This is a genomic window from Lacibacter sp. H375 (genome assembly GCF_037892425.1).
Lineage (GTDB): Bacteria > Bacteroidota > Bacteroidia > Chitinophagales > Chitinophagaceae > Lacibacter.
Genome location: NZ_JBBKTT010000001.1, coordinates 302,562 through 326,195, shown reverse-complemented (window position 1 = coordinate 326,195; position 23,634 = coordinate 302,562). Strand labels below are relative to the sequence as shown.

Sequence of the window (23,634 nt, the reverse complement as noted above, 5' to 3'; positions counted from 1 at the left end):
ATAAAACACAGACGATGGACTTTAAACAAAACGAAATAACTCAACAGGTAGCGCAGGTGGCAAAGGATTTTGCACACAAACACATCAAACCGCACGTGATGGAATGGGATGAGACCCAACATTTCCCCAAAGATGTTTTACAGGAAATGGGTAAGCTTGGATTGATGGGTATGTTTGTTCCGGAACAGTATGGCGGTAGCGGGTTTAGTTATTATGAATATGTTGCAGCCATTGTGGAAACTGCAAAAGTCTGCGGTTCAGTAGGATTAAGTCTTGCTGCCCATAACTCACTTTGTACCGGTCATATTTTGTACTGTGCAAATGAAGAACAGAAGAAAAAATACTTACCAAAACTTGCAAGTGGTGAATGGATCGGGGCTTGGGGACTAACAGAACCAAATACTGGCAGTGATGCAGGAAACATGCAAACAACAGCGGTGAAAGATGGCGATGATTGGATGTTGAATGGAACAAAATGCTGGATCACACATGGTATAAGTTCAGAAGTTGCCGTTGTTATTGCCCGTACAGGCGAACCAAGAGTGAGTGGTAATTCCACAGCGTTTATTGTTGAAAGAGGAGCCCCTGGTTTTAAAGCTGGTAAAAAAGAAAATAAGTTAGGAATGCGTGCCAGCGAAACCTCCGAAATGATCTTTGATAACTGTCGTATACCTGATGCTAACCGGATTGGTGAGGTAGGAGATGGGTTTCGTCAAGCATTGAAAATATTGGATGGAGGCCGTATTTCGATTGCAGCTTTAGCGCTGGGTATTGCAAAGGGTGCATTTGAAGCAGCCTTGCAATATTCACAGGAGCGTTATCAATTTGATCAGCCTATTGCAAATTTTCAAGGAATTTCTTTTAAATTAGCAGATATGGCAACCGAGATCGCAGCCGCTGAATTGCTCATCATGAAAGCAGCCGATCTGAAGAACAGGGGTGAAAAGGTGACGGAAGCCGGAGCCATGGCAAAATATTATGCAAGTGAGGTTGCAGTAAGAGTGAGTAATGATGCCGTACAGATTTTTGGCGGTTACGGTTATACAAAAGACTTTCCGGTTGAAAAATATTATCGAGATTCGAAGCTGTGTACAATTGGAGAAGGTACAAGTGAAATTCAAAAGATCGTTATTGCACGTGAGCAATTAAAATAGTTACTAAGCATGAGAGAAAGCAAGCCGTTCCGTAAGGGGCGGCTTTGTTATTTAATCCAGGAAATCATCTTCATCTTTTGGTCCGTACTTGTCAAATAATTTATCAATTGCACCGCCGAAGATGGGAAACTTCTCTTTCGCAAAATTTTTGATCACTTCAATAGATTTGTACGCTTGTTGTTCAGTTAACCCTTCGGCCATTAAACGGTTGATGAGGTCTTGCATAATCTCAGTTTAAAGTGGAAAGTTATAAGTTAAAAGTGTTGATTCAAGTAAAATAAAAACCTGTTGAAAAAAATCAACAGGTTTCAAAAGAGTTCACGTTGTTCGTATTTCTTACCTCGTACTTGTTATGCTACTTTCAGCAGTCCAAGTTTGCTCTTATCAAACTTATGCATTGCATAGTCGAGAGTAAGATGGAATTGTTTTTCATCGCTGCCGGGAAGATCAAACATGGCATCGGTCAAGATGCTTTCACAGATACTGCGTAAACCTCTTGCACCAAGTTTGTATTCCATTGCTTTGCTCACCATGAAATCATATACATCATTATCAATGATAAGTTCAATTCCTTCCAGTTCAAATAACTTATGATATTGTTTAATGAGCGCATTCTTAGGCGTAACCAGGATCTCACGGAGTGTTTCTACATCTAATGGATTGAGATAAGTAACGATTGGCAAACGACCGAGTAACTCAGGGATCAAACCAAAACTTTTCAGATCCTGTGCATTTACATACTGCAGCAGGTTCTTTTTCATATGCTCTTGTTCTTCTTTGTTTACATTGAATCCAATAGCATTAGTGTTTACACGGCGTGCAATCACTTTATCAATGCCATCAAATGCACCACCGCAAATAAAGAGAATGTTTTGTGTGTTGATCTTGATGAGTTTTTGTTCAGGATGTTTACGGCCGCCTTGTGGTGGAACCAATACTTCAGTTCCTTCGAGCAACTTCAACATACCTTGCTGAACACCTTCGCCACTAACATCACGTGTAATAGAAGGATTATCACCTTTGCGTGCAATTTTATCGATCTCATCAATATATACAATACCTTTTTCAGCAGCAGCTACATCGTAGTTACAAACCTGTAACAAGCGTGTGAGAATGCTTTCCACATCTTCACCTACATAACCGGCTTCAGTAAATACGGTTGCATCAACAATAGCAAATGGAACATTAAGTAATCGTGCAATGGTTTTGGCAAGTAAGGTTTTACCGGTACCGGTTTCTCCCACCATTACAATATTGCTCTTTTCAATTTCAATTTCGCTTTCTGCTTTTTGCTTTAAACGTTTGTAGTGATTATAAACAGCAACAGCTAAAACTTTTTTAGCTTCATCCTGACCAATAATGTATTCATCTAAAAACCGTTTGATCTCAACCGGTTTTTTTACATTCAGTTTAAAGTTGGAGGTAGTTGCTTCATTGCGCAATAATAATTCCTGGGCAATGATTTCCTGAGCGTGTTCTACACAGTTTTCGCAAATATGTCCTTCCTGTCCTGCTATCAAGATCTTTACTTCGTCTCTGCTTCTGCCACAAAAGGAACAGTGCAACATGTTGTTTTTCGCCATTTGAAATGGATTTTTCAGGTTGGTTTGATTATACAAAACCAACTCAAAGATAATAATGCTTTTTAATTACGCTAGTATTATGATGAAAAAGGGATGGAATACTACAAGATTCCATCCCTTTTGCTGATATAACGGCTGATTTAGAGTTTATCCAGAATACCGTCTACAATGCCATATTGCACTGCTTCGTTGGCATCCATCCAGTAATCACGGTCAAAATCTTTCAAAACCTGTTCAATGGTTTTGCCACAGTTTTCTGCCAGTATTTTAGCCCCCATCTCCTTTGTCTTTGCAATTTGGTTGGCAATGATCTCAAGATCTGCACTGGTACCTTGTGCACCACCAATGCTTGGTTGGTGAATCATTACTTCACCACTTGGGAAAATATAACGCTTACCTTTTGTGCCACCGCTTAACAGGATAGAACCCATAGAAGCAGCCATGCCCATACAAATTGTACTTACAGGTGAGCTGATCAACTTCATGGTATCATAAATCACCATACCACTTGTTACCACACCACCGGGGCTGTTGATATACAGTTTAATTTCTTCGCCAGGTTTTACTGCATCGAGATATAATAATTTGTTGACGATCTCTTTTGCAGAATTATCGTGCACAACGCCCCAGAAAAATATCTTACGTTGCTCTAAGAATTTTTTATTGTAAGGACCAAAGGCCGCAGCAGTAAAATTCTCTAACGGATTTTCTTTTGGTTCATCATCTTCTTCGTCTTCGAAACGAACGGGAAATTTTAAATTATGCTGATACATCGTTTACTTGATTTTTGAGGTTTAGCTTTCTTTTGATTTACGGGGGTTCATTACTAACACTTCATCCACCAATCCATACTCTTTTGCTTCGCTGGCTTTCATCCAGAAGTCACGGTCGCTGTCTTCTTTTACTTTTTCAATTGTTTGACCGCTGTGATAAGCAATGATCTCATAGAGTTCTTCTTTGAGTTTCTTTACTTCATTCACCATGATCTGGATGTCTGTAGCCTGGCCACCTGCACCACCATAAGGCTGGTGTAACATGATGCGTGAATGTTTTAATGCTGTACGTTTTCCTTTTGTACCTGCGCACATTAACACGGCACCCATACTGGCAGCAATACCAATGGTAATAGTGCTTACATCAGGTGTGATGTATTGCATGGTATCATAAATGCCAAGACCAGCATAAATACTTCCGCCCGGACTGTTGATGTACATCTGTATATCACGTGTGCGATCAGTACTTTCAAGGAACAACATCTGTGCAGTTACAATGTTGGCTACATAATCATTGATCGGCTCACCCAAAAAAATGATACGATCCATCATGAGGCGTGAGAACACATCCATGCTGGCTACGTTCAACGGACGCTCTTCAATAATGTATGGCGTAAGATTGGTTGGGTTATTTAATGCTGATTGATAATTATGCAATGTGGCGCCGGAGATACCACGATGTTTCACGGCGTATTTTTCAAATTCTTTATTCAAATCCATAATCGTTTTTTTTCCGGTTTGAAGTTAAGGGAAATCGTTTGGAATAATCTATTTTCAAATACCATGCGAGGCAGAAAATCAGGACATTAAGGCAGAAGACAAGTGGAAAGTGGAAAGTGGGAAGTGGAAAGTTGTTGCAGGTCGGTTATATTGGCTGAGTTTATTGCAAATTTCAGAAGGGCGATTGCAGATTGGTTGACGATTAATCAGTTCAATTACATTGATGCCAACGACTAATGCAAAAGAAACCCCGATGAATTGCTGCATCGGGGTTTTGTATTAATCTGAAATCTAAAATCGCAAATCAGAAATCTTAATGGTGGTGGTGCTGGTGCTCTTCATTCATTTTTGCAAACTCTTCAGCACTTACTTCTTTTTCTTCTTTCTGCACCTGGCCTTCAGCCCAAACAAATACTTTTTCAGTTACAAGGCGACGGTATGTTTGGTCAACCTGCTGCTCATCTTTCAATAAACCATCAACGTATTGATCTAACCATTCGAGGTTGCCATCGCCCAGGTTCATGCTGCCAAAGTAACCTAATACCTGCTGGCGCATGCTTTCTTTTAATTCTTCCTGTGTAACTTCTAATTTATTTTCAGTGATCACTTTATCGGTGATCAACGTCCAACGTAATTGATTGTTGAATGTTGGATATTCTTCTTCAACCTGCTGAGGTGATTTTGGATTTTCACCGGAAGTAGCTAACCATTTTTTCAGGAAGCTTTCTGGTAATTCCATTTTGGTATCATCTAATAATACATGGTAGAGATGGTGCTGGAGCTGGTTGCTGCTCTGGCGATCCCAATAGGTTTGGATATCGGCTTCAATAGCTGCACGGAAATCAGCTTCAGTAGTAATGTCTTTACCAGGTAAAGCTTCTTTAAAGAATTCTTCATTGAGCTCACGCTTTTCAATAAAACCAACTTTTGTAATGGTGAGTTTGAAATTTTTTCCTTCTGCTTCAGCAGCATCTTTCAAACCAAGATCGCTTATCACCCAATTGCGTTCTTTTTCTTCAAACGCATCCTGTAACGTGATAACGATGGTATCATCTTTCTTTTTGCCTTGCAGTTGTGTGCGGTAAGCAGGCGTGAAATATTTAACCAGTAAAGAATTATCTTTTTTAATGCCGCCTTCAACCAAATTACCGGCTGCATCACTTTCTTCGAAAGTAAGATTGAGCACATTGTCGTCGCTGTTTACAGTTTCAGGCTCGGTCATTTTGCCGAAACGAGTTTGCAGACGCTCAATTTCTTCATTCACCATTTCAGGCGTTGCCTTCACTTTGTAGTAAGGAGCTTTTACGCTGCTGAGGTTGAGTTCAAACGGAGGTTTCAAACCAATTTCAAAATCAAAGCTGTAATCGGCAGGTTGTTCCATATTTGGTTTGAAATCGAGATTGCTGAGCGGGAGAGGCTGAGCAAAAATGTCCAGCTTCTCATTCACCAGGTAATCGTTCAACCCTTTTTCGATATTACGGATCACTTCTTCAGTAAAAATGCCGGGACCGTACATCTTCTTCACCATTCCTGCAGGCACCATGCCCTTGCGGAAACCTGGGATATTCGCCTGTTTGCTGTACGTTTTAAGCGTTTTTTCAAATGCAGGAAAATAATCTTCTTTGGTGATTTTAACAGTGAGTTTGTCGGTTAACAAACCAATGTTTTCTCTTGTTACTGTTGCCATATTGATTTTTAGCTTTTAGCTGACAGCGATAAGCTGTCAGCTTTTTTTGGTCCGGATGGAGGGACTCGAACCCCCACACCTTACGGCATCAGATCCTAAGTCTGACGTGTCTACCAATTTCACCACATCCGGAAGAACTTTGTTTAAAAACGGGCTGCAAAGGTAGGGGGTTTCAGTTATTCATACGCTTTCGCAAACGGCTTTTTCGTAAATTCGCATTTACTGGAAACAATTTCAACTATACCGGCCTATACCCTTACCCCCGATCAGGAGAAAAAGGAAATCCTTCGTCACTACCGTAGTTTGTTACGTTCGCTCAAGACTAAACTCAAAAAAGGCGATAAGGAACTGGTGCGTACTGCCTTTGAGATGGCGGCTGATGCCCACAAGACCATGCGCAGGAAAAGCGGGGAGCCTTATATATTACATCCGTTGGCTGTAGCCCAAATTTGTGTGGAAGAGATCGGACTTGGGGTGCGATCAACGATTTGTGCTTTGTTGCATGATACCGTGGAAGATACCGATGTTACACTCGAAGACGTGGCCCGTGAATTTGGAAATGAAATTGCACGCATCATTGATGGACTTACCAAGATATCAACGGTGGTTGATGCCAACTCAACACAGCAGGCAGAGAATTTCAAGAAAATATTACTTACGCTTACGGATGACCCGAGAGTGATCCTGATTAAACTGGCCGATCGCTTGCACAATATGCGTACGCTGGATAGTATGAAGCGTGAGAAGCAATTAAAAATCTCCAGCGAAACGGTTTATGTGTATGCACCATTAGCTCATCGTCTTGGTTTGTATAATATCAAAACGGAGATGGAAGATCTTTCCATGAAATACCTGGAGCCGGATGTGTACAAAGAAATTGCCCGCAAATTGTCAGAAACAAAACGGGAACGCAGCAGGTATATCAACGAGTTTGTAAAACCCATCAAGGAAAAATTAGAGCGTGCCGGATTTACAAATTATGAATTATATGGCCGGCCAAAATCCATCCACTCCATTTCCAACAAGATCAAAAAGAAGGGCGTGAGTTTTGAAGAAGTGTATGATTTGTTTGCTATTCGTATCATCATCGATTCACCAAGTGAACGGGAGAAAGAAGATTGCTGGAAAGCTTATTCCATTGTTACAGATATGTACACACCATCACCAGAACGTTTACGTGACTGGTTGAGTAATCCCAAAAGCAATGGTTATGAGGCCTTGCATACAACAGTAATGGGGCCACAAGGTAAATGGGTGGAAGTGCAGATACGTACCAAGCGTATGAATGAAATTGCGGAGAAAGGTTTGGCTGCTCACTGGAAATACAAAGAGGGTAGTGGCGATGAAGACAGGTTTGATAAATGGTTCCATAATATTCGTGAAGCATTAAGTAACCAGGATAGCAGTTCACTTGATTTTCTGCAGGATTTTAAAAGTTCTTTTCTTGCAGAAGAAATTTATGTGTACACACCAAAGGGTGATGTAAAAATGCTTCCTGTTGGTGCAACTGCTTTAGACTTTGCATTTAGTGTGCATAGTGATGTGGGCAGCCGATGTATTGGTGCAAAAGTGAATCATAAGCTGGTACCTATTGCGCATAAATTGCGTAGTGGCGACCAGATCGAGATCATCACCAGCAGCAAACAAAAACCCAGTGAAGACTGGTTGAACTTTGTTGTAACGGCAAAAGCAAAAAGCAAGATCAAAGATGCCCTGAAAGAAGAAAAACGTAAAGTGGCCGATGAAGGAAAGTATGTGCTGCAACGCAAACTGGAACAAATGGGTGCCAGTTTTGATGTGAACAATGTAGAAACGCTCACATTGTTTTATAAACTGCCTTCACAACTTGAACTCTTTTATAAAATTGCTACCAAGGCCATTGATCTCAAGGAAATAAAAGAGCTGCATATTCATGGCGATAAACTGGAACTCCCGAAACCGGTGAAGCCCGTCATGGAACCCAAGCCGGAATATGATCCTAACCGTACAGGATCACACAAAGATTCTGAACTCATCATTTTTGGCGAAAGCAGCGACAGGATCGTTTATACATTAGCCAATTGTTGCAAACCCATTCCGGGTGATGACGTGTTCGGGTTTGTATCAACAGGTAAAGGCTTGATCATACACCGCACCACTTGTCCCAACGCATCAAGATTGCTTGCAAATTTTGGTCACCGTGTGGTTAAAACAAAATGGGCAAAGAACAAAGAAATCTCTTTCCTCACCGGTATCAAGATCATTGGGGTTGATGATGTGGGCGTGGTGAGCAAGATCACCAATCTTATCAGTGGTGAAATGCGTCTTAACATCAGCGCCATTACTATCGAAGCAAAAGAAGGTGTGTTTCAAGGCAACATCAAAATATTTGTACACGATAAAGATGAACTCGACGAACTTGTCTCACGGCTGCATAAACTAACGGGCATTCAGAAAGTTGAGCGTTACGATACCGAGCAATAATTTTCTTTCCCCAACTGCATTTTTATTTCTTCTTCCCCTTGTGTTTCACTTATTTTTGCGGCTTCAAATTATCCACTCAAATTATTTTATGGTTGATGTAATTCTGGGCCTCCAATGGGGCGACGAAGGAAAAGGAAAGATCGTTGATTTTTTTGCACCTAATTATGATGTGATTGCCCGTTTCCAGGGTGGTCCAAACGCAGGACACACACTGTATGTGAATGGTGAAAAAGTAGTGCTTCATCAAATCCCCAGCGGTATTTTTCATAAAGGCATCATTAACCTCATTGGAAACGGTGTGGTGCTCGACCCGGTAACATTAAAAAGAGAGTGTGAAAAAGTAGCATCGATGGGTGTGAATGTAAAAGAGAATCTTTTCATTGCACAACGCACCAACATCATCATCCCAACTCACAGAGCTTTAGATAAGGCGGCTGAACTGGCAAAAGGCGATGAGAAGATCGGATCAACCTTAAAAGGTATTGGCCCGGCTTATATGGATAAAACAGGACGTAATGCATTGCGTGTTGGTGATCTCCTCGATCCTGAATTTAATAAACTGTACAACAAACTGAAGGCAAAGCATCAGCAGTTACTCGATAATTACAATTTCACAGAAGATATCAGTGCATGGGAAGCCGAATTCTTTGAAGCGGTTGAATTCCTGAAAACGTTAAATATTGTAAACGGTGAATATTTCATCAATGCAAAAATAGCCGAAGGCAAAAAAGTATTGGCCGAAGGTGCACAGGGTAGTATGCTCGATGTTGATTTCGGAACCTTTCCGTTTGTAACTTCTTCAAACACTATTTCGGCTGGTGTAAGTACAGGACTTGGTGTGGCTCCAAATAAGATCAGGGAAGTGATTGGTATTACCAAAGCATATTGCACAAGAGTAGGTAGCGGACCTTTTCCAACTGAGTTGTTTGATGCTACGGGCGATGAGCTACGTAAGATCGGTAACGAGTTTGGTGCAACAACCGGTCGTCCACGCCGTTGCGGATGGATCGACCTCGTGGCGCTTAAATTTGCCTGTATGATCAATGGCATTACACAAATTGTAATGACCAAATCAGACGTGCTTGATAGTTTTGCGGAACTCCAGGTGTGCACATCTTATAATGTAAATGGAAAAGAAACACAGGAAATTCCTTTTGAGATCAGTAAGGTAAAAATTGATCCGGTTTACAAAGCATTCAAAGGCTGGAGTAAACCCGCTGCTGACTGCAGAGTTGCAGCTGATTTTCCTGAACAAATGAATACTTATCTTGCATTTATTAATGAGTACCTTGGTGTGGAAGTGAAGTACGTTTCCAACGGACCGGGAAGAGATCAGATCGTAACTTTATAATACAAACGCCTTACAAAAATAATTTTAAAAAAAAGTTTGGCTAATTCAAAAACCCGTTGAAATTTTACAGCATAATCGTTGTTACAAATGGCAAAGTCAATAAAGAAAACAGGAGACTCATCTACTCCAAAACCGGAGAATACAAAGAAGGCTGATACCAAGCCAAAAAAGAATCATGAAGATGATGAAGACGAAGATGATGATTTAGAATTTGAGGATGATGAACCCGTTGTGAAAAAAGGCGCAAAAGCATCTGCATCAAAATCGAAAGGTAAAGATGATGATGACGATGAAGACGAAGTGGATGAAGAAGATGATGATTGGAACAAAGGCGAAGAAGATGATGATTACGATCCCGACTTTGAAGAGTTTGATATTCCAAAATCAAAAGGCAAAGCTGCAGGCAAGAAGAAAGGCGCTGAAGAAGAGGATGACTTTAAAGTGGATGACGACTTTAAAGAGTTTGATATGATGGGTGGCGGCGCAGATGATTTTGATGACGACGATGATGATTTTTAACTCAATTTGTGAAGCATAACTTCCGGTCTTTCTTAATAACAGATTTTTCTGTAACCAAACGTCAAATGTTGAGCTGGTGTAACCGGTTCAACATTTGTTCTTTTTTGGATAACCATCATTACCGTTTACCTGGTCATAGTTATGAATGCCTGATTGGTTGTGGTGTTGCATCATCAGTAAGTACGAATGCGGGCACTGCATTAACAGAATTGCAGCAATGGCTCGATCTTCAACAAGGCAATTGGTGCTTTGGACATTTAGCTTATAATCTCAAAGAAGAAACAGAACAACTTCCTTCAACACATAGTGATAAGATTGGCTTTGCTGATCTGTTATTCTTTGTTCCGCAATATGTTTTTCAACTCAATGAACAGGAGTTACGCATAGGGTCATTAACAGATGATCACGAAACTGTATGGAGTGAAATCGGTGCTGTGGAAACAAATTCAACTGTTGCAGTAAATGAATTGCAGATCAGTGAGCGTGTTTCAAAAGAAAAGTACATTGAAACAATTGAAACCATTCGAAAGCACATCCTTCGTGGCGATTGTTATGAGTTGAATTACTGCATGGAATTTTTTGCTGAAGATGCCATCATTGATCCATTGCAGAGTTATGCCGCACTTACAAGCATTTCACCCAATCCTTTCTCTGCTTTTTATAAAGCAGAGAACAGTTACTTACTCTGTGCGAGCCCTGAACGTTTTTTACGCAGGCAGGGAGCAACACTTATTTCACAACCCATCAAAGGAACATTGAAGCGCAACACAGCAGATGTTGTTACAGATGAAGAATTGAAAGAACAATTACGTAACAGCAAGAAAGACCAGAGTGAAAATGTAATGGTGGTTGATTTGGTTCGCAATGATCTCAGTCGGGTTTGCAAAGAAGGAACGGTGCAGGTTGATGAATTGTTTGGTATTTATTCGTTCCCGCAATTATATCAGATGATCTCCACCATCAGCGGTGAAGTGAATGATGCTTTAAACTTCACGGATATTCTCCGTGCAACTTTCCCCATGGGCAGTATGACGGGTGCACCCAAACGAAAAGTAATGCAGTTAACAGAGCAAAACGAACAATCAAGAAGAGGATTATTCTCCGGTGCTGTTGGTTATATTGCTCCCAATGGCGATTTTGATTTTAATGTAGTGATCAGGAGTATTTTTTATAATGCTGCAACAAATTATCTTTCTTATATGGTGGGCAGCGGCATTACGTTTTACAGTGATGCAGAGAAAGAATATGAAGAATGTTTGTTGAAGGCTGATGCGATAAGGAAGGTGTTGGGTTGAGTTGGGTTGTACATTGTTCGGTATCAATAATAGACCAAAACAACAAATGAAAAATTTTGAAGAATTACTTTTGCAATTGGAGAATTACTTAGATGAAATTAAGGCTCCGATTTTAAACTATTTACAAGAAGGAACTGAATTATTTGCTGAAGACAGTATTCTGGAACAACTACCCAACGAGGTAAAACTCCTTTATAGATGGCGGAACGGTACAAAGATTACAGAGGATATTAGTCTAAATAAATTGTGGTTATACAATTTTGGAGTTTTTCTACCAATTGAACAAGCTCTTACCTATTACAAAGAAGGGGTTAACAATCTGCCTAAGTGGGATGAAGGAATGTTCCCATTATTCGCAAGTGGAGGCGGTGAATTTTATTTGATTGACTGTAAAAAATCTTCAGTAAACTATGGTATGATATATCATCATTCAATAGGCAATATTGATTTTGATATTATCATAACAATGTATGATTCACTAAACACATTTGTTAATACAATTTACCAGTGCTACAAGGAGAAAGCGTATTACTTTTCAAATACAGGAGGTATTGAGTTTGATGTTGAAAAGGAAAAATTAATAAGTTCAGCACTCAACCCAAACTCAGAGTATTGGAAAATAAATTGACAAAGGCGAGTTCTTTGCTCATTTTGGTTGAATCGAAAAAAAACACGCCGTGGTTGTGTCTCCCGACCAACCACATAAAACATTTTTCCATGTACTTCAACAACTTAAACAGGAGTTACACCGCATAAATCGATCGTTACAGTAAATTAATTATGGTTACACTGTCTTAATTACATGTTACAGTGCCTTAATAGCATTGTGCAGTAACTTAATGAACAGGTACAGATGCTTAATTGAAGTGTACAATAAAAAAATCGGAAGTTACGCTGTCTTAAATGCATGTTGCAGTGCCGTAATTTCAGTGTGCAGATGCTTATTTGAAGTGTACAATAAAATAATCAGAAACGTTTCAACCTTTTTTCTTGGGTACCGGTTTCTTCTTCACCTCCGGCAGATCAGATACTTTGGGATACATATCTTTCATGCCATCTTCACCGTAAAAACGCATCAGCAATTGTACGCTTTCATTGAGAATGGCATAACGGTTGGCATTAAACGCCTGCATTTTATCTTTCGGCAAACGAAGATTGAAAATAGTATTGCCTGCAAGCACCGCATCAAAATTTGGATTCAGTTGATTGAAGTATATAAGATCAATCATAAGATTTTTCGCCATCACCACCGAACTGAATTTACCAACGATCGGCTCCACAGCAATATTGGGATCTGTTTTTTCCGGTGCAAATTCAATTGTTGCAGGTTGCTTGCCATCATTCACCATCGTTGTGATGCCGCCTTTGCCTTCCATGATATAATGCGTGGCAATAAATTTCTTTACATGCATACGACTTTCTGTCGGGAGATAATATTGCAACTTCCAGAAATCACGACTTCCACTTTTCTTGATCGCACTATAAACACGTCCGGGCCCGCCGTTATAAGCAGCAATCACCAACAACCAATCATCAAGATCATTATAAAGTGAGGTGAGATATTTTGCTGCTGCATGTGTGCTGCGGAAATAATCAGTGCGTTCATCGATCCAGCCATTCACATTCAGTCCATATTCTTTAGCAGTGTAAGGCATAAACTGCCAGGGGCCACGGGCACCAACCCAACTTGTGGCATTGGTGTTCAATCCGCTTTCAATCACGGCGAGATACTTTAATTCATGTGGCAAACCATATTGTGTAAGCACATTATCGATCAAGGTAAAATAGGGCATGCCCCAACCTTTCATTTTCTGCAGGTTCTTTCCATAACGATCAAGGTAATCCTGTATAAACCCCCATGCCTGCGGATGGATCTGTGCATCGTAAGATGTAGAAGAATTAAATTCTTTATTTACAAAAAGCGCCTGGAATCCGTATTTTGATACATCGCCTTGCTTGTTTTCGACCGTTGTATCGGTTGCAAGCCCATTAACAACAGAATCCTTCTGTGCAAATGACAACACGGAACAAGAGATGAATAGGAGAGAAAGAATAATTTTATGCATCGGCAAAACCTTACGATGCCTTGTAGTTTTTTAACAGCACATCAGCAAGGCCGAGCAAAGATACTTCATCGAAATGCTTTGTCATCAATTGAAGTCCGAACGGTAAACCATTGCTGTGCTGAAACAAAGGAATCGAAACGCCGGGAATACCTACGAGGTTGGCAAATACGGTATAGATATCAGCTAAATACATCTCGATGGGGTTATTGCTTTTTTCCCCGATCTTAAACGCAGTAGAGGGTGAAACAGGCATCAGCAACACATCTATATCACTGAAAACCAGTTTTGTTTGTTCATATAATTTACGACGTACCTGCTGCGCCTTGGTATAATAAGCATCGTAATAACCGGCACTCAATACGAATGTGCCGAGCATAATGCGGCGTTGTACTTCTTTACCAAAACCCTCGGAGCGGTTGGCCGAGTAAAATTCTGTTAATTCTTCTTTTACAGGTGTTGCCTGGTAGCCATAACGCACCCCATCAAAACGGGAGAGGTTGCTGCTGGCTTCAGCTGTGGTAAGAACGTAGTATGTTGGAACGATGTAATCGATCAGGTCGAAATCCAGTTCTTTCACTTCATAGCCATCAGCTTTCAATTGATTAATGAAGTTTGTATGCGTTGTTCTGATCTCTTCATCTAAACCTGCATGTTGCAGCGTTTGTTTGAAATAACCGAGTACAGGTTTGGTTGATTTTTTTTCAGCAATGGCTGACGTATAATCAGGAACAGGAATTGTAGAAACAGTACTGTCGAAATCATCTCCTCCTGCAATGACCGAAAGTACAAGCGAAGCATCTTCAACAGAATGAGAAAGTACACCGATCTGGTCGAAGCTGGAACCGTAAGCAATCAATCCATGCCGGCTTACACGTCCATACGTTGGCTTCACACCAACAATGCCACAGAAATCCGCAGGCTGACGAACGGAACCGCCTGTATCACTTCCTAAACTCACCATGCAAAGGTTGGCCTGCACAGCAACTGCTGAACCACCTGATGATCCGCCGGGAACCCTTGTTTCATCCAGCATATTTTTTACAGGACCGAAGGCAGAATTTTCATTGCTGCTGCCCATGGCAAATTCATCACAGTTATTTATGCCGATGATGATTGCATCTTCTGCCAACAGCTTTTGAACGGCTGTTGAATGATAAATGGAATGAAAGTTCTTAAGAACGCTTGAAGAAGCAGATAAAGGATGCTGCTCCCAGGCAATTACATCTTTAACAGTAATGACAACACCATGAAGTTTGCCCGGTGTTTTACCTGCAGCACGTTGCTCATCTAATTCAGTTGCCCTTTGCAATGCTTCTTCCGGAAAAATGTGCAGCAACGCATTAAGATGTTCATACTTGTTTGTTTGTGTTAAATAGAATTCAACCGCCTGTTTACAGGAGGTTGTTCCATCAAACAAACGTTGCTGGTATGCTTTTATGGTTGCAAAAGGATACAATGAAGAATCTCTTCAGAAAATTGAAGTGAGAACGAAAATGAGCGTTAAAGAAATTACTGTTTGTTCTGATTTGCATCAGTAGGAGTAGAGCTCTCCTCGATTTCTTTACGAACAGTGTTCTTGGCATCGTTAAATTCACGGATACCCTTACCCAAACCTTTCATCAGCTCAGGGATCTTACGACCACCGAACAACAATAAAATGATAATGGCAATAATGATAATTTCCTGGGTACCGAGAACGCCGAGAAGTATGGGTTGAAAATTCATGATATAAATTTTAAAGGAACACAAAGTTACAGTTATTTGTAACGCCGCCTTGAAAAGAAAAATAAAAAACCTTCCAGTAAGGGAAGGTTTCAATGCGTTTAATTTCAACGGGGATTAACGGATAAAATTCCTGCCGCATTTACCTGCTTTGCCATTTGCAGCCTGGTATGGAGTGATACCACGGTTACAAGACATTAAAAACATTGTAATTACAGCGAGGGCTACTAATACCTTTTTCATGATCGAGACGACTTATTTAGTTAATAAATAGAGTAACGATTACTTCAAAAGGTATGGGATTAAGAGAATCTGTACGATTCGGGGTTTAAATATAAGAATGAAATCCGGTTATTTAAAGCATAAAGGGGGAAAGTTTTCTTTCCCCCTTTGTTAAAATATGTTCAAAACGCCGATTATCTCATGCGCTTTTCCTTAATACGGGCACTTTTACCGCTTCTTTCACGGAGATAGAAGAGTTTTGCACGGCTTACTTTACCTACTTTGTTGAGTTCAATTGAATCAACGTTTGGTGAATTAACCGGGAATGTACGCTCAACACCAACACCATCAGAGATCTTACGCACTGTAAATGTTGCAGTTGCGCCCTGTCCCTGGCGTTTAATCACATCTCCACGGAAACCCTGGATACGTTCTTTACCACCCTCAACGATCTTATAATTCACAGTAACGTTATCACCTGCTTTGAACTTTGGTTGTTCTTTCTTAGCAGTCAATTGCTCATGTACAAATGCAACAGCGGCGTTCATAACTCTTAATTTTTAGGACGGCAAAGGTAGGGGGTTTTTGGAGGAATTGGCAATTTGTTGGCAGGAATTTGGAAAAAAAGTTGATTCACTCTTTCCAAATCCCTAATTCCCAATTACTCTCTAACTATCTGGCTACGTTTACAGCTCTTTTTTCACGAATAACAGTCACTTTGATCTGACCCGGATACACCATTTCTGTTTGTATCTTCTGTGCCATTTCAAAGCTCAATTTGTCTGATTCAGCATCGGTCACTTTTTCTGCTTCCACAATTACCCTCAACTCACGACCAGCCTGGATAGCGTATGCTTTCTCAACACCAGGATAACCCATTGCCAGGTTCTCAAGATCCTTGATACGCTGGAGGTATTGCTGCATGATCTCACGACGGGCACCTGGCCTTGCACCACTGATGGCATCACAAGCCTGTACAATAGGAGAGATCACATACTGCATTTCCATTTCATCGTGGTGGGCACCAATGGCATTAACTACCGCCGGGTTCTCACCATATTTTTCAGCAAGCTTTGCACCAAGCAATGCATGGCTCAATTCAGTTTCTTCATCGGGCACTTTACCAATATCGTGCAAGAGACCGGCACGTTTAGCCAACTTAGGATTCATACCTAATTCCGCTGCCATGATAGAACAAAGATTGGCTGTTTCACGGCTGTGCATCAACAGGTTTTGACCATAAGAGGAACGGAAGCGCATACGGCCTACCATCCTGATCAATTCTTTGTGCATACCGTGGATACCTAATTCAATAACGGTACGTTCACCAATTTCCATTACCTGTTCTTCTAGTTGCTTGCGGGTTTTTTCCACCACTTCTTCAATACGGGCTGGGTGAATACGGCCATCGGCAACCAAACGCTGCAAACTCAATCGGGCAACTTCACGACGAAGCGGATCGAATGAAGAAAGAAGAATAGCTTCGGGTGTATCATCAACGATCAGATCAACTCCGGTAGCTGCTTCAATTGCACGGATATTACGACCTTCCCGACCAATGATCTGGCCTTTTATTTCATCGCTTTCAAGGTTGAAAACAGTTACTGTATTTTCAATTGTTTGTTCAGCTGCAGTACGCTGAATTGACTGGATCACGATCTTACGGGCTTCCTTATTTGCCTTCAATTTCGCATCTTCAATAATTTCCTGTTGAAGCACCAAAGCACGGGTTTGTGCTTCCTGTTTCAGGCTTTCGATCAATTGATTCTTGGCTTCTTCAGCGCTTAATCCCGCAATTTTCTCCAATCTGCGGATATGCTCTTCCTGGTGTTTCTCCAGTTCAGTACGTTTCAGGTTTACCACTTCGATCTGGCGGTTGAGGTTTTCCTTAATCGCCTCGTTCTCCTTTATCTGTTTATCGAGATTGGCTTCTTTCTGATTAATCGATTGCTCTTTCTGGCGGGCACGATTCTCACTTTCATTGATCTTGCGGTTCCGTTCCGTTACTTCACGATCATATTCAGATTTGAGTTGAACGAATTTCTCTTTCGCTTCCAGTTCCTTTTCCTTGCGGATGGTTTCTGCTCTCAGTCCTGCTTCTTTAATAATTGATTGAGCCTGTAAATCTGCTTCCTCTAATTGTTTACGGGTGTTTTTTGCGAAGATGATCTTGCCTGTAACCACACCTATTATTAGTGCGACCACACCTATAATGACATATAAAATTGCTGGTTCCATTGTTGTTGACTGGTTTGTTGTTTGTTTTCTGCAAATCGTTCCTTTCTATGGCGTTGTACAAGTTCATAGCGGGACAATAGTGGCGAAAATACAGAAAAAAGAAGTAGGAAACCTTGAAGGCGCTAACAGAATCAAGGCTTTAACATGTACATGTAGCTTTTCAAAAAGAGTGACCTGTTGTTTTTGAACTGACGGTTACCCTTGTTGTAATAGTTGATCGATCTGAAGTTCCAGCTTCTTTAATGCGTCGGCAGCAGCCGATTCATCTGTAGTACTTGCGCCTTTTGTATTTGTTGAGGTAATATCTGTTGCGTACCAGATCAGCACCATAGAAATATAATCCTGCATATCCTTACCGGCAAAACTGGTACGATATTCGAGGACTTTCTCATTGATGATCTTTACAGTTTTGCGTACATGCTCCTCATGTTCGGGGCTTACCTTGATTCTGTAACTGCGATCGCCAATAACGATATTTATCGGAATTAAAGATTCCATCATACTAAAAATATAAAAAGCTTGTTATATATTAGACATTCGTAAAAAAAGTCCCCTTATCCATCCGTTGCCGGCTGAGAAAATACCTCCCGTTTTTATTATCTCTAAACCAACCTCTAAACATGTTCGCAAAAGTGAAACCACAAGTGTTCATTGATACACTTACGTTAGAACTTTCTTCGCCTGATAAGAATGCCGTAAGAGCCGTGTTGAAAGATGCGAGCGGATTTGTATGCCGTCGTTTAGAATCGGATGTATCTGCTCCCCGTTCACTCACCTGGAGTGGATTGCATGATTTACCTTACGGCGTTTACAGCATTGAAATAAAGCAGGGCGAGGATGAAATGAAAATGCAGATTGTTAAACGTGTTTGATTCTATTCGGTTAGCAAAGCAATACAACGATCGATTTCTTTAATAAAAAGACTGAGTTTCTTTTCAAGCTCTTTCTTCTCTTTGTCGTCCAACTGTTGTTGTGATGCTTTGAGAATAGCGTTCTGCATTTCCAACACCTCTACTTCCTGTTTCTTATCGAACTGCTTATCTTTTAACCCATTCAATTCATCTTTCAGCTTTTTATTCTCTTTTTCCAGTTGCTGATGCTTTTTAATGAGCAGCTGCATTTTCTGCTGGAGAGATTGAATATGTTGATCAATAGCTGTCACAATGAATTGTTTGCTGAAAGATATTATTTTCTGATCTCGGCCGACAATTGTTTTTCCAATGCCTGGATAAGTGTATCCATCATCTTCTCTGTTTCTTTATCCACCAATGTCTTCTCATCGTCCTGGAAAATGAAATTGAGTGCCATCGATTTTTTATCAGCACCTATCTTTTCACTTTCAAATACATCAAACAATGAAACGCCTTTCAATCGAGCCACTCTTGCATTGTTGATCGTTTTTTCCACTTCAGCATAACTGGTGCTTTTCGGAATAACGATCGCCAAATCACGTTCAACTGCCGGGAAACGAGGGATTTCTTTATACTCCAGCTTTGCTTTGCCAGCAAGCTGGGTTAGAATGTTCCAGTTAATATCAGCAAAGTAAACCGGTTGTTTAATGTCGAACTGTTTTAATTGAGCTGCATCAACAATGCCAATTTTTGCAATTACTTGTTTTTTTACTTTGTAATTGATCAAACCACTGAAACCTTTTTCAGCTTCTGCAATTTCTGTTTCAGCTGTTAAACCTGCCTGCAGCAAAATGCTGTTAACCACCGATTTCAGAAAATAAACATCAGTTGCTGAAGCTTTTTGTTTCCATGATGCTTCCGTGCTTCCTGTTGTATAGATGGCTAAATGATCTGTCTCGAAATATTTACCTACATCTGAAGTGGTATAAGTTTTTCCAAATTCAAACAGGCGTAGATTATTATTCCTGCGATTGAGATTAAATGAAACACATTGCAATCCTGTTTCCAGCATTGAAGGACGCATCACATTCAATTCAGCACTCAGGTTGTTCAACATCTTTACCGTTGTGCTCAATACTTCTTCGCTATACCATGCACTGTTGGCAATAGAGTTCGTAAAGATCTCATTGAAACCCTGGCCTGCAAGAATATTGCTGATCTTTTCTTTGTAAGCAAAACTTGTTTGATCAGCTTCCGTTGATGGCGAAATGGTGATGCTGGTTGGTATTTCCACATTATCCAAACCATCAATACGCATTACCTCTTCAGCGAGATCGGCCGGGAGTTCCATATCAGGTTTGCTGAAAGGAGCAGCCACCCAAATTTCATCAATCGATTCTTTGATCAATTCAAAATTGAGTGATTCAAATATTTTCTTTACCGTATCGGGGTGATAATTCTTCCCGCTGATTTTTTTCAAATAATGAAACTTGAGAGCAATCTGCGTTTTTTGTTTTGGTGTTGGATAAACATCCACCACATCACTTGCAATTTCACCACCACCCAATTCTTTGATCAATAAAGCAGCACGCTTTAATACATTCACTGCATTGCTGATGTCAACACCTTTTTCAAAACGTGTGGCAGCATCGGTACGCAGGTTATGACGGAACGATGTTTTACGTGTTGTAATCGGGTTGAACCATGCACTTTCCAAAAAGATATTCTTCGTACTTTCTTTAACACCACTTTTTGTTCCACCGAACACACCTGCAATACACATGGGCTCTTCTGTATTGCAGATCATCAAGTCTTCAACACTCAGCTTACGCTCTTTTTCATCAAGTGTAAGAAACGAAGTTCCCTCCGGAAGATTCTTTACAATCACTTCTTTACCAGTAATCGCATCTGCATCAAAAGCATGCAGTGGCTGACCGGTTTCATGTAAAATGTAGTTTGTGATATCAACAATGTTATTAATAGGGCGAACACCAATTGCTTTCAACCGTTGTTTCAACCAGGTTGGACTTTCCTTCACCGTTACATTGCTGATGCTCACACCGGCATATCGTTGACAGGCATCTTTATTCTCAACCTTTACAGTAATTGGAAGTGATTTATTGTCAACTTTAAATCCGTTGCTGAATGGTGATTTAAGTGTGTAATGTTTCTTATCGTGAAAGTTGAGATAAGCGATCACATCTCTCGCCACACCCATATGGCTCATTGCATCCATGTGGTTGGGTGTTAAGCCGATCTCAATAATCCAATCAGTGTATAGTTGAAAGTAATCAGCTGCATCCATGCCAACTCTTGAGTCTGCTTTTAAGATCAGGATACCGGCATGACTTGTGCCTAAACCAATTTCATCTTCTGCACAGATCATTCCCTGGCTTTCAACACCACGGATCTTTGCTTTTTTCATGGTCATTGGTTCGCCATTAACGGGATATATGGTTGTACCAACTGTTGCTACCACTACTTTTTGACCTACCGCTACATTCGGTGCTCCACAAACGATTTGTAATGGTTCAGCAGCACCAACATTTACTGTGGTAAGTGATAATTTATCTGCATCAGGATGTTTTACGCAAGTGAGTACTTCACCAATAACCAGGCCTCTCAAGCCACCTTTTACTTCTTCATAAGCTTCCATGCTCTCCACTTCTAAACCAATGGAAGTAAGAATGCGGCTCAAGCGCTCGGGTTCTACTGCTACCGGTAAATATTCATGGAGCCATTTATAACTGATCGTCATACTTTAATCAACTTTTATTCAGAAAGCTGCAAAGATAATTGATTGACGGCTTGAGGAGTAAACGAGTTTTTGCCGAAATCAAGCATTATAAAATCAGAATCACAACAATCTTTCAGCAATGATGATTCACTCAAATCAATAACAAAAAAAGATAACAGTAAGGCGCAAGTGCAGATTGGCGTTGCCATCGGTTTTTAATGTTCCGGAATTGTACCGAACGCAAGCGGGTAAAGGTTTTCAGGTAGCAAAAGAGTAGAAAAAACCGTAAAAATCCATATTGTAATCCGCATCAGTCCGCCAAAAAAAAGCTGTAAAATCTTTCTGCACAGCGGGTGTGCAAATACATTAGGTTTGGGCGAAAAAATATTTTAAATTGAGGATAACAGGCCTGATTTGTGTTAATGAAGCAGCAAAACCGGTGGATAACCGTGAATTTAATGTGAATAGGGGTTGAAGAAATTAAGAGTGGGATTTGTTTTTGCTTGTATCATTTTCTCATTTACATTCGTCGCCCTTGTTCCGGTAACAATTGCTTAACATGAAAATTGTGTAAACGATTGTGAAAGAAAGGAACCCAAATTCAACCATTGTATTCCCTGTTTTAAACTATGGATCTTACTAATCTCAATAAAGACCGCAAGACAAAGCGGAAGGCGCCGCTTGACCTCACTACCATGGTATATGGCAAAGTTCCGCCCCAGGCAAAGGAACTTGAGGAAGCCGTACTTGGTGCCGTAATGCTCGAAAAAAGTGCATTCGATGCAATCAGCGAAATATTACGTCCGGAGTGTTTTTATGTAGATGCTCACCAGCGCATCTTCCGATCAATGCAAGGGCTCACGGCTAAAAGTTCGCCTATTGATCTGCTGACGGTCGTGGAAGAATTAAAAATGCGTGAAGAACTGGAAATGGTAGGTGGCGCATACTACGTAACACGCTTGACCAATACCGTGGTCTCTACCGCCAACATTGAAGCGCATGCACGTATCATTCTGCAGAAATTTTTGCAACGTGAACTGATCCGCATCAGTGGTGAAACCATAGGTGATGCGTATGAAGAAAGTACCGATGTATTCGATTTGCTCGATGATGCGGAAAGCAAACTGTTTGAAATAACCAATAACTATCTCCGTAAAAACTTTGATTCGTTTGATAATGTGTTGATCAAAACCATTCAGCGTATTGAAGACATGCGGAATAAACAGGAAGATATTACAGGTGTACCAACCGGTTTTCCAACCATGGATAAAGTGATCTACGGTTGGCAACCTTCCGACCTGGTGATCCTTGCTGCACGACCTGCCGTGGGTAAAACAGCATTTGCGTTAAATCTGTTGCGCTATGCAGCACTTAACCCAAGTAAACCAACACCTGTTGCGTTTTTCTCGCTTGAGATGGGTGCTGCCCAGTTGGTGCAGCGTATTCTTTCAGCCGAAAGTGAGATCATGCTGGAGAAAATTTCCCGTGGTAAACTGGAAGATCATGAAGTACAGCAGTTGTACAAAAAAGGTATTGAGCCTTTGGCCAAAGCCCCCATTTTTATTGATGACAGTGCAGCCTTGAATATTTTCGAATTACGTGCAAAGGCTCGTCGTTTGGTAAACAAGCACGGAGTTGGGTTGATCATTATCGATTACCTGCAATTGATGAGTGGAAGTGCCGGTAATAAAAATACCAACCGTGAACAGGAGATCAGTACAATTTCAAGGGGTTTGAAACAACTTGCAAAGGAATTGAATATTCCTATTATCGCTCTTTCGCAGTTGAGTCGTGAAGTTGAGAAACGAAAAGATGGTAACAAGATGCCGCAGTTGAGTGATCTCCGTGAATCTGGCGCCATTGAACAGGATGCTGACATGGTAATGTTCCTGTATCGCCCCGAGTACTATGATATTACATCGAATGAATTTGGTGAAAGCAATCGTGGCGAAACACACGTACGTATTGCCAAGCACAGGAATGGTTCGTTGGAAACAATCAAACTAAGAGCATTGTTACATATTCAGAAATTTGTGGAAGATGATTTCGGTGATAATATGGGTGGTGGCGGATTTGGTGGCTCACAAGGGCCATTACCCGGCGGACCCGGTATGATGCCCGGTGGTGGAAACTGGAAACCAGTACCAAGTGATGATGGCCCGAAAGTATTTGTACAGAAAGGAAGCAAAATGAATGATATGAACTTCGATGAGGAAACGCCGTTTTAGATTTCTGATTTCGGATGTATGAATA

22 protein-coding genes and 1 tRNA gene are annotated in these 23,634 nt (G+C 40.7%); 8 read left to right on the top strand and 15 right to left on the bottom strand.

Features of this window, described 5'->3' with window-relative positions; all coding sequences use genetic code 11:
- Positions 1-14: 14 nt before the first annotated feature.
- Positions 15-1,154, top strand: a complete 1,140-nt coding sequence (locus tag WG954_RS01415) for an acyl-CoA dehydrogenase family protein (protein WP_340432885.1) — start codon at positions 15-17, stop codon at positions 1,152-1,154.
- A gap of 51 nt (positions 1,155-1,205) precedes the next feature.
- On the opposite strand, the gene WG954_RS01410 is transcribed toward WG954_RS01415, so the two are convergent.
- The 6 genes from WG954_RS01410 to WG954_RS01385 form a co-directional block, all read right to left on the bottom strand.
- Positions 1,206-1,379 carry a hypothetical protein gene (locus WG954_RS01410; protein ID WP_182802073.1) on the bottom strand — a complete coding sequence of 58 codons (174 nt, stop codon included), beginning with the start codon at positions 1,377-1,379 and terminating at the stop codon, positions 1,206-1,208.
- A 125-nt stretch (positions 1,380-1,504) separates the two neighbouring features.
- Complete coding sequence (clpX, locus tag WG954_RS01405; RefSeq protein WP_340432881.1) at positions 1,505-2,722, bottom strand: ATP-dependent Clp protease ATP-binding subunit ClpX; 1,218 nt, start codon at positions 2,720-2,722, stop codon at positions 1,505-1,507.
- A 155-nt stretch (positions 2,723-2,877) separates the two neighbouring features.
- On the bottom strand, positions 2,878-3,510 hold the full coding sequence (locus WG954_RS01400; RefSeq protein WP_340432878.1) for a ClpP family protease: 633 nt from the start codon (positions 3,508-3,510) through the stop codon (positions 2,878-2,880).
- A gap of 21 nt (positions 3,511-3,531) precedes the next feature.
- The gene (locus WG954_RS01395) at positions 3,532-4,230 is read right to left on the bottom strand and encodes a ClpP family protease (protein ID WP_340432875.1); all 699 of its coding nucleotides are present in this window, start codon (positions 4,228-4,230) and stop codon (positions 3,532-3,534) included.
- A 313-nt stretch (positions 4,231-4,543) separates the two neighbouring features.
- The gene (tig, locus tag WG954_RS01390; RefSeq protein WP_340432872.1) at positions 4,544-5,917 is read right to left on the bottom strand and encodes a trigger factor; all 1,374 of its coding nucleotides are present in this window, start codon (positions 5,915-5,917) and stop codon (positions 4,544-4,546) included.
- A gap of 47 nt (positions 5,918-5,964) precedes the next feature.
- Positions 5,965-6,049: transfer RNA gene (locus tag WG954_RS01385), tRNA-Leu, on the bottom strand.
- Between the two features lie 171 nt (positions 6,050-6,220).
- Between WG954_RS01385 and WG954_RS01380 the strand changes: the two genes are divergently transcribed.
- From WG954_RS01380 to WG954_RS01360, 5 genes are all read left to right on the top strand, one after another.
- On the top strand, positions 6,221-8,380 hold the full coding sequence (locus WG954_RS01380; protein ID WP_340432870.1) for a RelA/SpoT family protein: 2,160 nt from the start codon (positions 6,221-6,223) through the stop codon (positions 8,378-8,380).
- A gap of 88 nt (positions 8,381-8,468) precedes the next feature.
- Positions 8,469-9,731: an adenylosuccinate synthase gene (locus WG954_RS01375; protein WP_340432867.1), complete on the top strand. Its 1,263-nt coding sequence runs from the start codon at positions 8,469-8,471 to the stop codon at positions 9,729-9,731.
- Between the two features lie 87 nt (positions 9,732-9,818).
- Positions 9,819-10,250: a hypothetical protein gene (locus WG954_RS01370; RefSeq protein WP_340432865.1), complete on the top strand. Its 432-nt coding sequence runs from the start codon at positions 9,819-9,821 to the stop codon at positions 10,248-10,250.
- Between the two features lie 8 nt (positions 10,251-10,258).
- Positions 10,259-11,545, top strand: a complete 1,287-nt coding sequence (locus tag WG954_RS01365) for an anthranilate synthase component I family protein (protein WP_340432862.1) — start codon at positions 10,259-10,261, stop codon at positions 11,543-11,545.
- Positions 11,546-11,591: 46 nt separating this feature from the next.
- Positions 11,592-12,173 carry an SMI1/KNR4 family protein gene (locus WG954_RS01360; protein ID WP_340432860.1) on the top strand — a complete coding sequence of 194 codons (582 nt, stop codon included), beginning with the start codon at positions 11,592-11,594 and terminating at the stop codon, positions 12,171-12,173.
- 349 nt (positions 12,174-12,522) lie between these two features.
- On the opposite strand, the gene WG954_RS01355 is transcribed toward WG954_RS01360, so the two are convergent.
- The 7 genes from WG954_RS01355 to WG954_RS01325 all read right to left on the bottom strand — a co-directional run bounded on the left by WG954_RS01355 (position 12,523) and on the right by WG954_RS01325 (position 18,294).
- The gene (locus WG954_RS01355) at positions 12,523-13,569 is read right to left on the bottom strand and encodes a lytic transglycosylase domain-containing protein (protein WP_340432858.1); all 1,047 of its coding nucleotides are present in this window, start codon (positions 13,567-13,569) and stop codon (positions 12,523-12,525) included.
- A 52-nt stretch (positions 13,570-13,621) separates the two neighbouring features.
- The gene (gatA, locus tag WG954_RS01350; protein WP_340432856.1) at positions 13,622-15,067 is read right to left on the bottom strand and encodes an Asp-tRNA(Asn)/Glu-tRNA(Gln) amidotransferase subunit GatA; all 1,446 of its coding nucleotides are present in this window, start codon (positions 15,065-15,067) and stop codon (positions 13,622-13,624) included.
- A 53-nt stretch (positions 15,068-15,120) separates the two neighbouring features.
- Positions 15,121-15,336: a Sec-independent protein translocase subunit TatA/TatB gene (locus tag WG954_RS01345; RefSeq protein WP_324231970.1), complete on the bottom strand. Its 216-nt coding sequence runs from the start codon at positions 15,334-15,336 to the stop codon at positions 15,121-15,123.
- Between the two features lie 114 nt (positions 15,337-15,450).
- Entirely contained in the window at positions 15,451-15,576 is a 126-nt protein-coding gene (locus WG954_RS01340) for a hypothetical protein (protein WP_255460217.1), read from the bottom strand.
- Positions 15,577-15,749: 173 nt separating this feature from the next.
- Positions 15,750-16,103, bottom strand: coding sequence for a 50S ribosomal protein L19 (gene rplS, locus WG954_RS01335; protein ID WP_182802058.1), 354 nt, complete (start codon positions 16,101-16,103; stop codon positions 15,750-15,752).
- A 124-nt stretch (positions 16,104-16,227) separates the two neighbouring features.
- Positions 16,228-17,793 carry a ribonuclease Y gene (gene rny, locus WG954_RS01330; RefSeq protein WP_340432851.1) on the bottom strand — a complete coding sequence of 522 codons (1,566 nt, stop codon included), beginning with the start codon at positions 17,791-17,793 and terminating at the stop codon, positions 16,228-16,230.
- 195 nt (positions 17,794-17,988) lie between these two features.
- On the bottom strand, positions 17,989-18,294 hold the full coding sequence (locus tag WG954_RS01325) for a cell division protein ZapA (RefSeq protein WP_340432850.1): 306 nt from the start codon (positions 18,292-18,294) through the stop codon (positions 17,989-17,991).
- 119 nt (positions 18,295-18,413) lie between these two features.
- On the opposite strand from WG954_RS01325, the gene WG954_RS01320 reads away from it, so the two are divergent.
- On the top strand, positions 18,414-18,665 hold the full coding sequence (locus tag WG954_RS01320) for a hypothetical protein (protein ID WP_340432848.1): 252 nt from the start codon (positions 18,414-18,416) through the stop codon (positions 18,663-18,665).
- A gap of 2 nt (positions 18,666-18,667) precedes the next feature.
- Here the strand turns inward: WG954_RS01320 and WG954_RS01315 are convergent, their stop codons facing one another.
- Both WG954_RS01315 and pheT read right to left on the bottom strand, forming a co-directional pair.
- Positions 18,668-18,913, bottom strand: coding sequence for a hypothetical protein (locus WG954_RS01315; RefSeq protein WP_340432846.1), 246 nt, complete (start codon positions 18,911-18,913; stop codon positions 18,668-18,670).
- A gap of 65 nt (positions 18,914-18,978) precedes the next feature.
- A complete protein-coding gene (gene pheT / locus WG954_RS01310) occupies positions 18,979-21,402 on the bottom strand; it encodes a phenylalanine--tRNA ligase subunit beta (protein ID WP_340432844.1) in 2,424 nt (807 codons plus the stop codon).
- Between the two features lie 608 nt (positions 21,403-22,010).
- On the opposite strand from pheT, the gene dnaB reads away from it, so the two are divergent.
- Entirely contained in the window at positions 22,011-23,609 is a 1,599-nt protein-coding gene (gene dnaB, locus WG954_RS01305) for a replicative DNA helicase (RefSeq protein ID WP_340432841.1), read from the top strand.
- Positions 23,610-23,634: the final 25 nt, after the last annotated feature.

Bases quoted from the DNA above. Each gene is read 5' to 3' on its own strand.
- rplS (WP_182802058.1), bottom strand. From the start codon at position 16,103: ATGAACGCCGCTGTTGCATTTGTACATGAGCAATTGACTGCTAAGAAA.
- WG954_RS01370 (WP_340432865.1), top strand. From the start codon at position 9,819: ATGGCAAAGTCAATAAAGAAAACAGGAGACTCATCTACTCCAAAACCG.
- clpX (WP_340432881.1), bottom strand. From the start codon at position 2,722: ATGTTGCACTGTTCCTTTTGTGGCAGAAGCAGAGACGAAGTAAAGATC.
- WG954_RS01395 (WP_340432875.1), bottom strand. From the start codon at position 4,230: ATGGATTTGAATAAAGAATTTGAAAAATACGCCGTGAAACATCGTGGT.
- tig (WP_340432872.1), bottom strand. From the start codon at position 5,917: ATGGCAACAGTAACAAGAGAAAACATTGGTTTGTTAACCGACAAACTC.
- WG954_RS01345 (WP_324231970.1), bottom strand. From the start codon at position 15,336: ATGAATTTTCAACCCATACTTCTCGGCGTTCTCGGTACCCAGGAAATT.
- pheT (WP_340432844.1), bottom strand. From the start codon at position 21,402: ATGACGATCAGTTATAAATGGCTCCATGAATATTTACCGGTAGCAGTA.
- WG954_RS01400 (WP_340432878.1), bottom strand. From the start codon at position 3,510: ATGTATCAGCATAATTTAAAATTTCCCGTTCGTTTCGAAGACGAAGAA.
- WG954_RS01375 (WP_340432867.1), top strand. From the start codon at position 8,469: ATGGTTGATGTAATTCTGGGCCTCCAATGGGGCGACGAAGGAAAAGGA.
- dnaB (WP_340432841.1), top strand. From the start codon at position 22,011: ATGGATCTTACTAATCTCAATAAAGACCGCAAGACAAAGCGGAAGGCG.
- WG954_RS01320 (WP_340432848.1), top strand. From the start codon at position 18,414: ATGTTCGCAAAAGTGAAACCACAAGTGTTCATTGATACACTTACGTTA.
- rny (WP_340432851.1), bottom strand. From the start codon at position 17,793: ATGGAACCAGCAATTTTATATGTCATTATAGGTGTGGTCGCACTAATA.
- WG954_RS01340 (WP_255460217.1), bottom strand. From the start codon at position 15,576: ATGAAAAAGGTATTAGTAGCCCTCGCTGTAATTACAATGTTTTTAATG.
- WG954_RS01325 (WP_340432850.1), bottom strand. From the start codon at position 18,294: ATGATGGAATCTTTAATTCCGATAAATATCGTTATTGGCGATCGCAGT.
- WG954_RS01315 (WP_340432846.1), bottom strand. From the start codon at position 18,913: ATGCAGCTGCTCATTAAAAAGCATCAGCAACTGGAAAAAGAGAATAAA.
- WG954_RS01415 (WP_340432885.1), top strand. From the start codon at position 15: ATGGACTTTAAACAAAACGAAATAACTCAACAGGTAGCGCAGGTGGCA.
- WG954_RS01410 (WP_182802073.1), bottom strand. From the start codon at position 1,379: ATGCAAGACCTCATCAACCGTTTAATGGCCGAAGGGTTAACTGAACAA.
- WG954_RS01360 (WP_340432860.1), top strand. From the start codon at position 11,592: ATGAAAAATTTTGAAGAATTACTTTTGCAATTGGAGAATTACTTAGAT.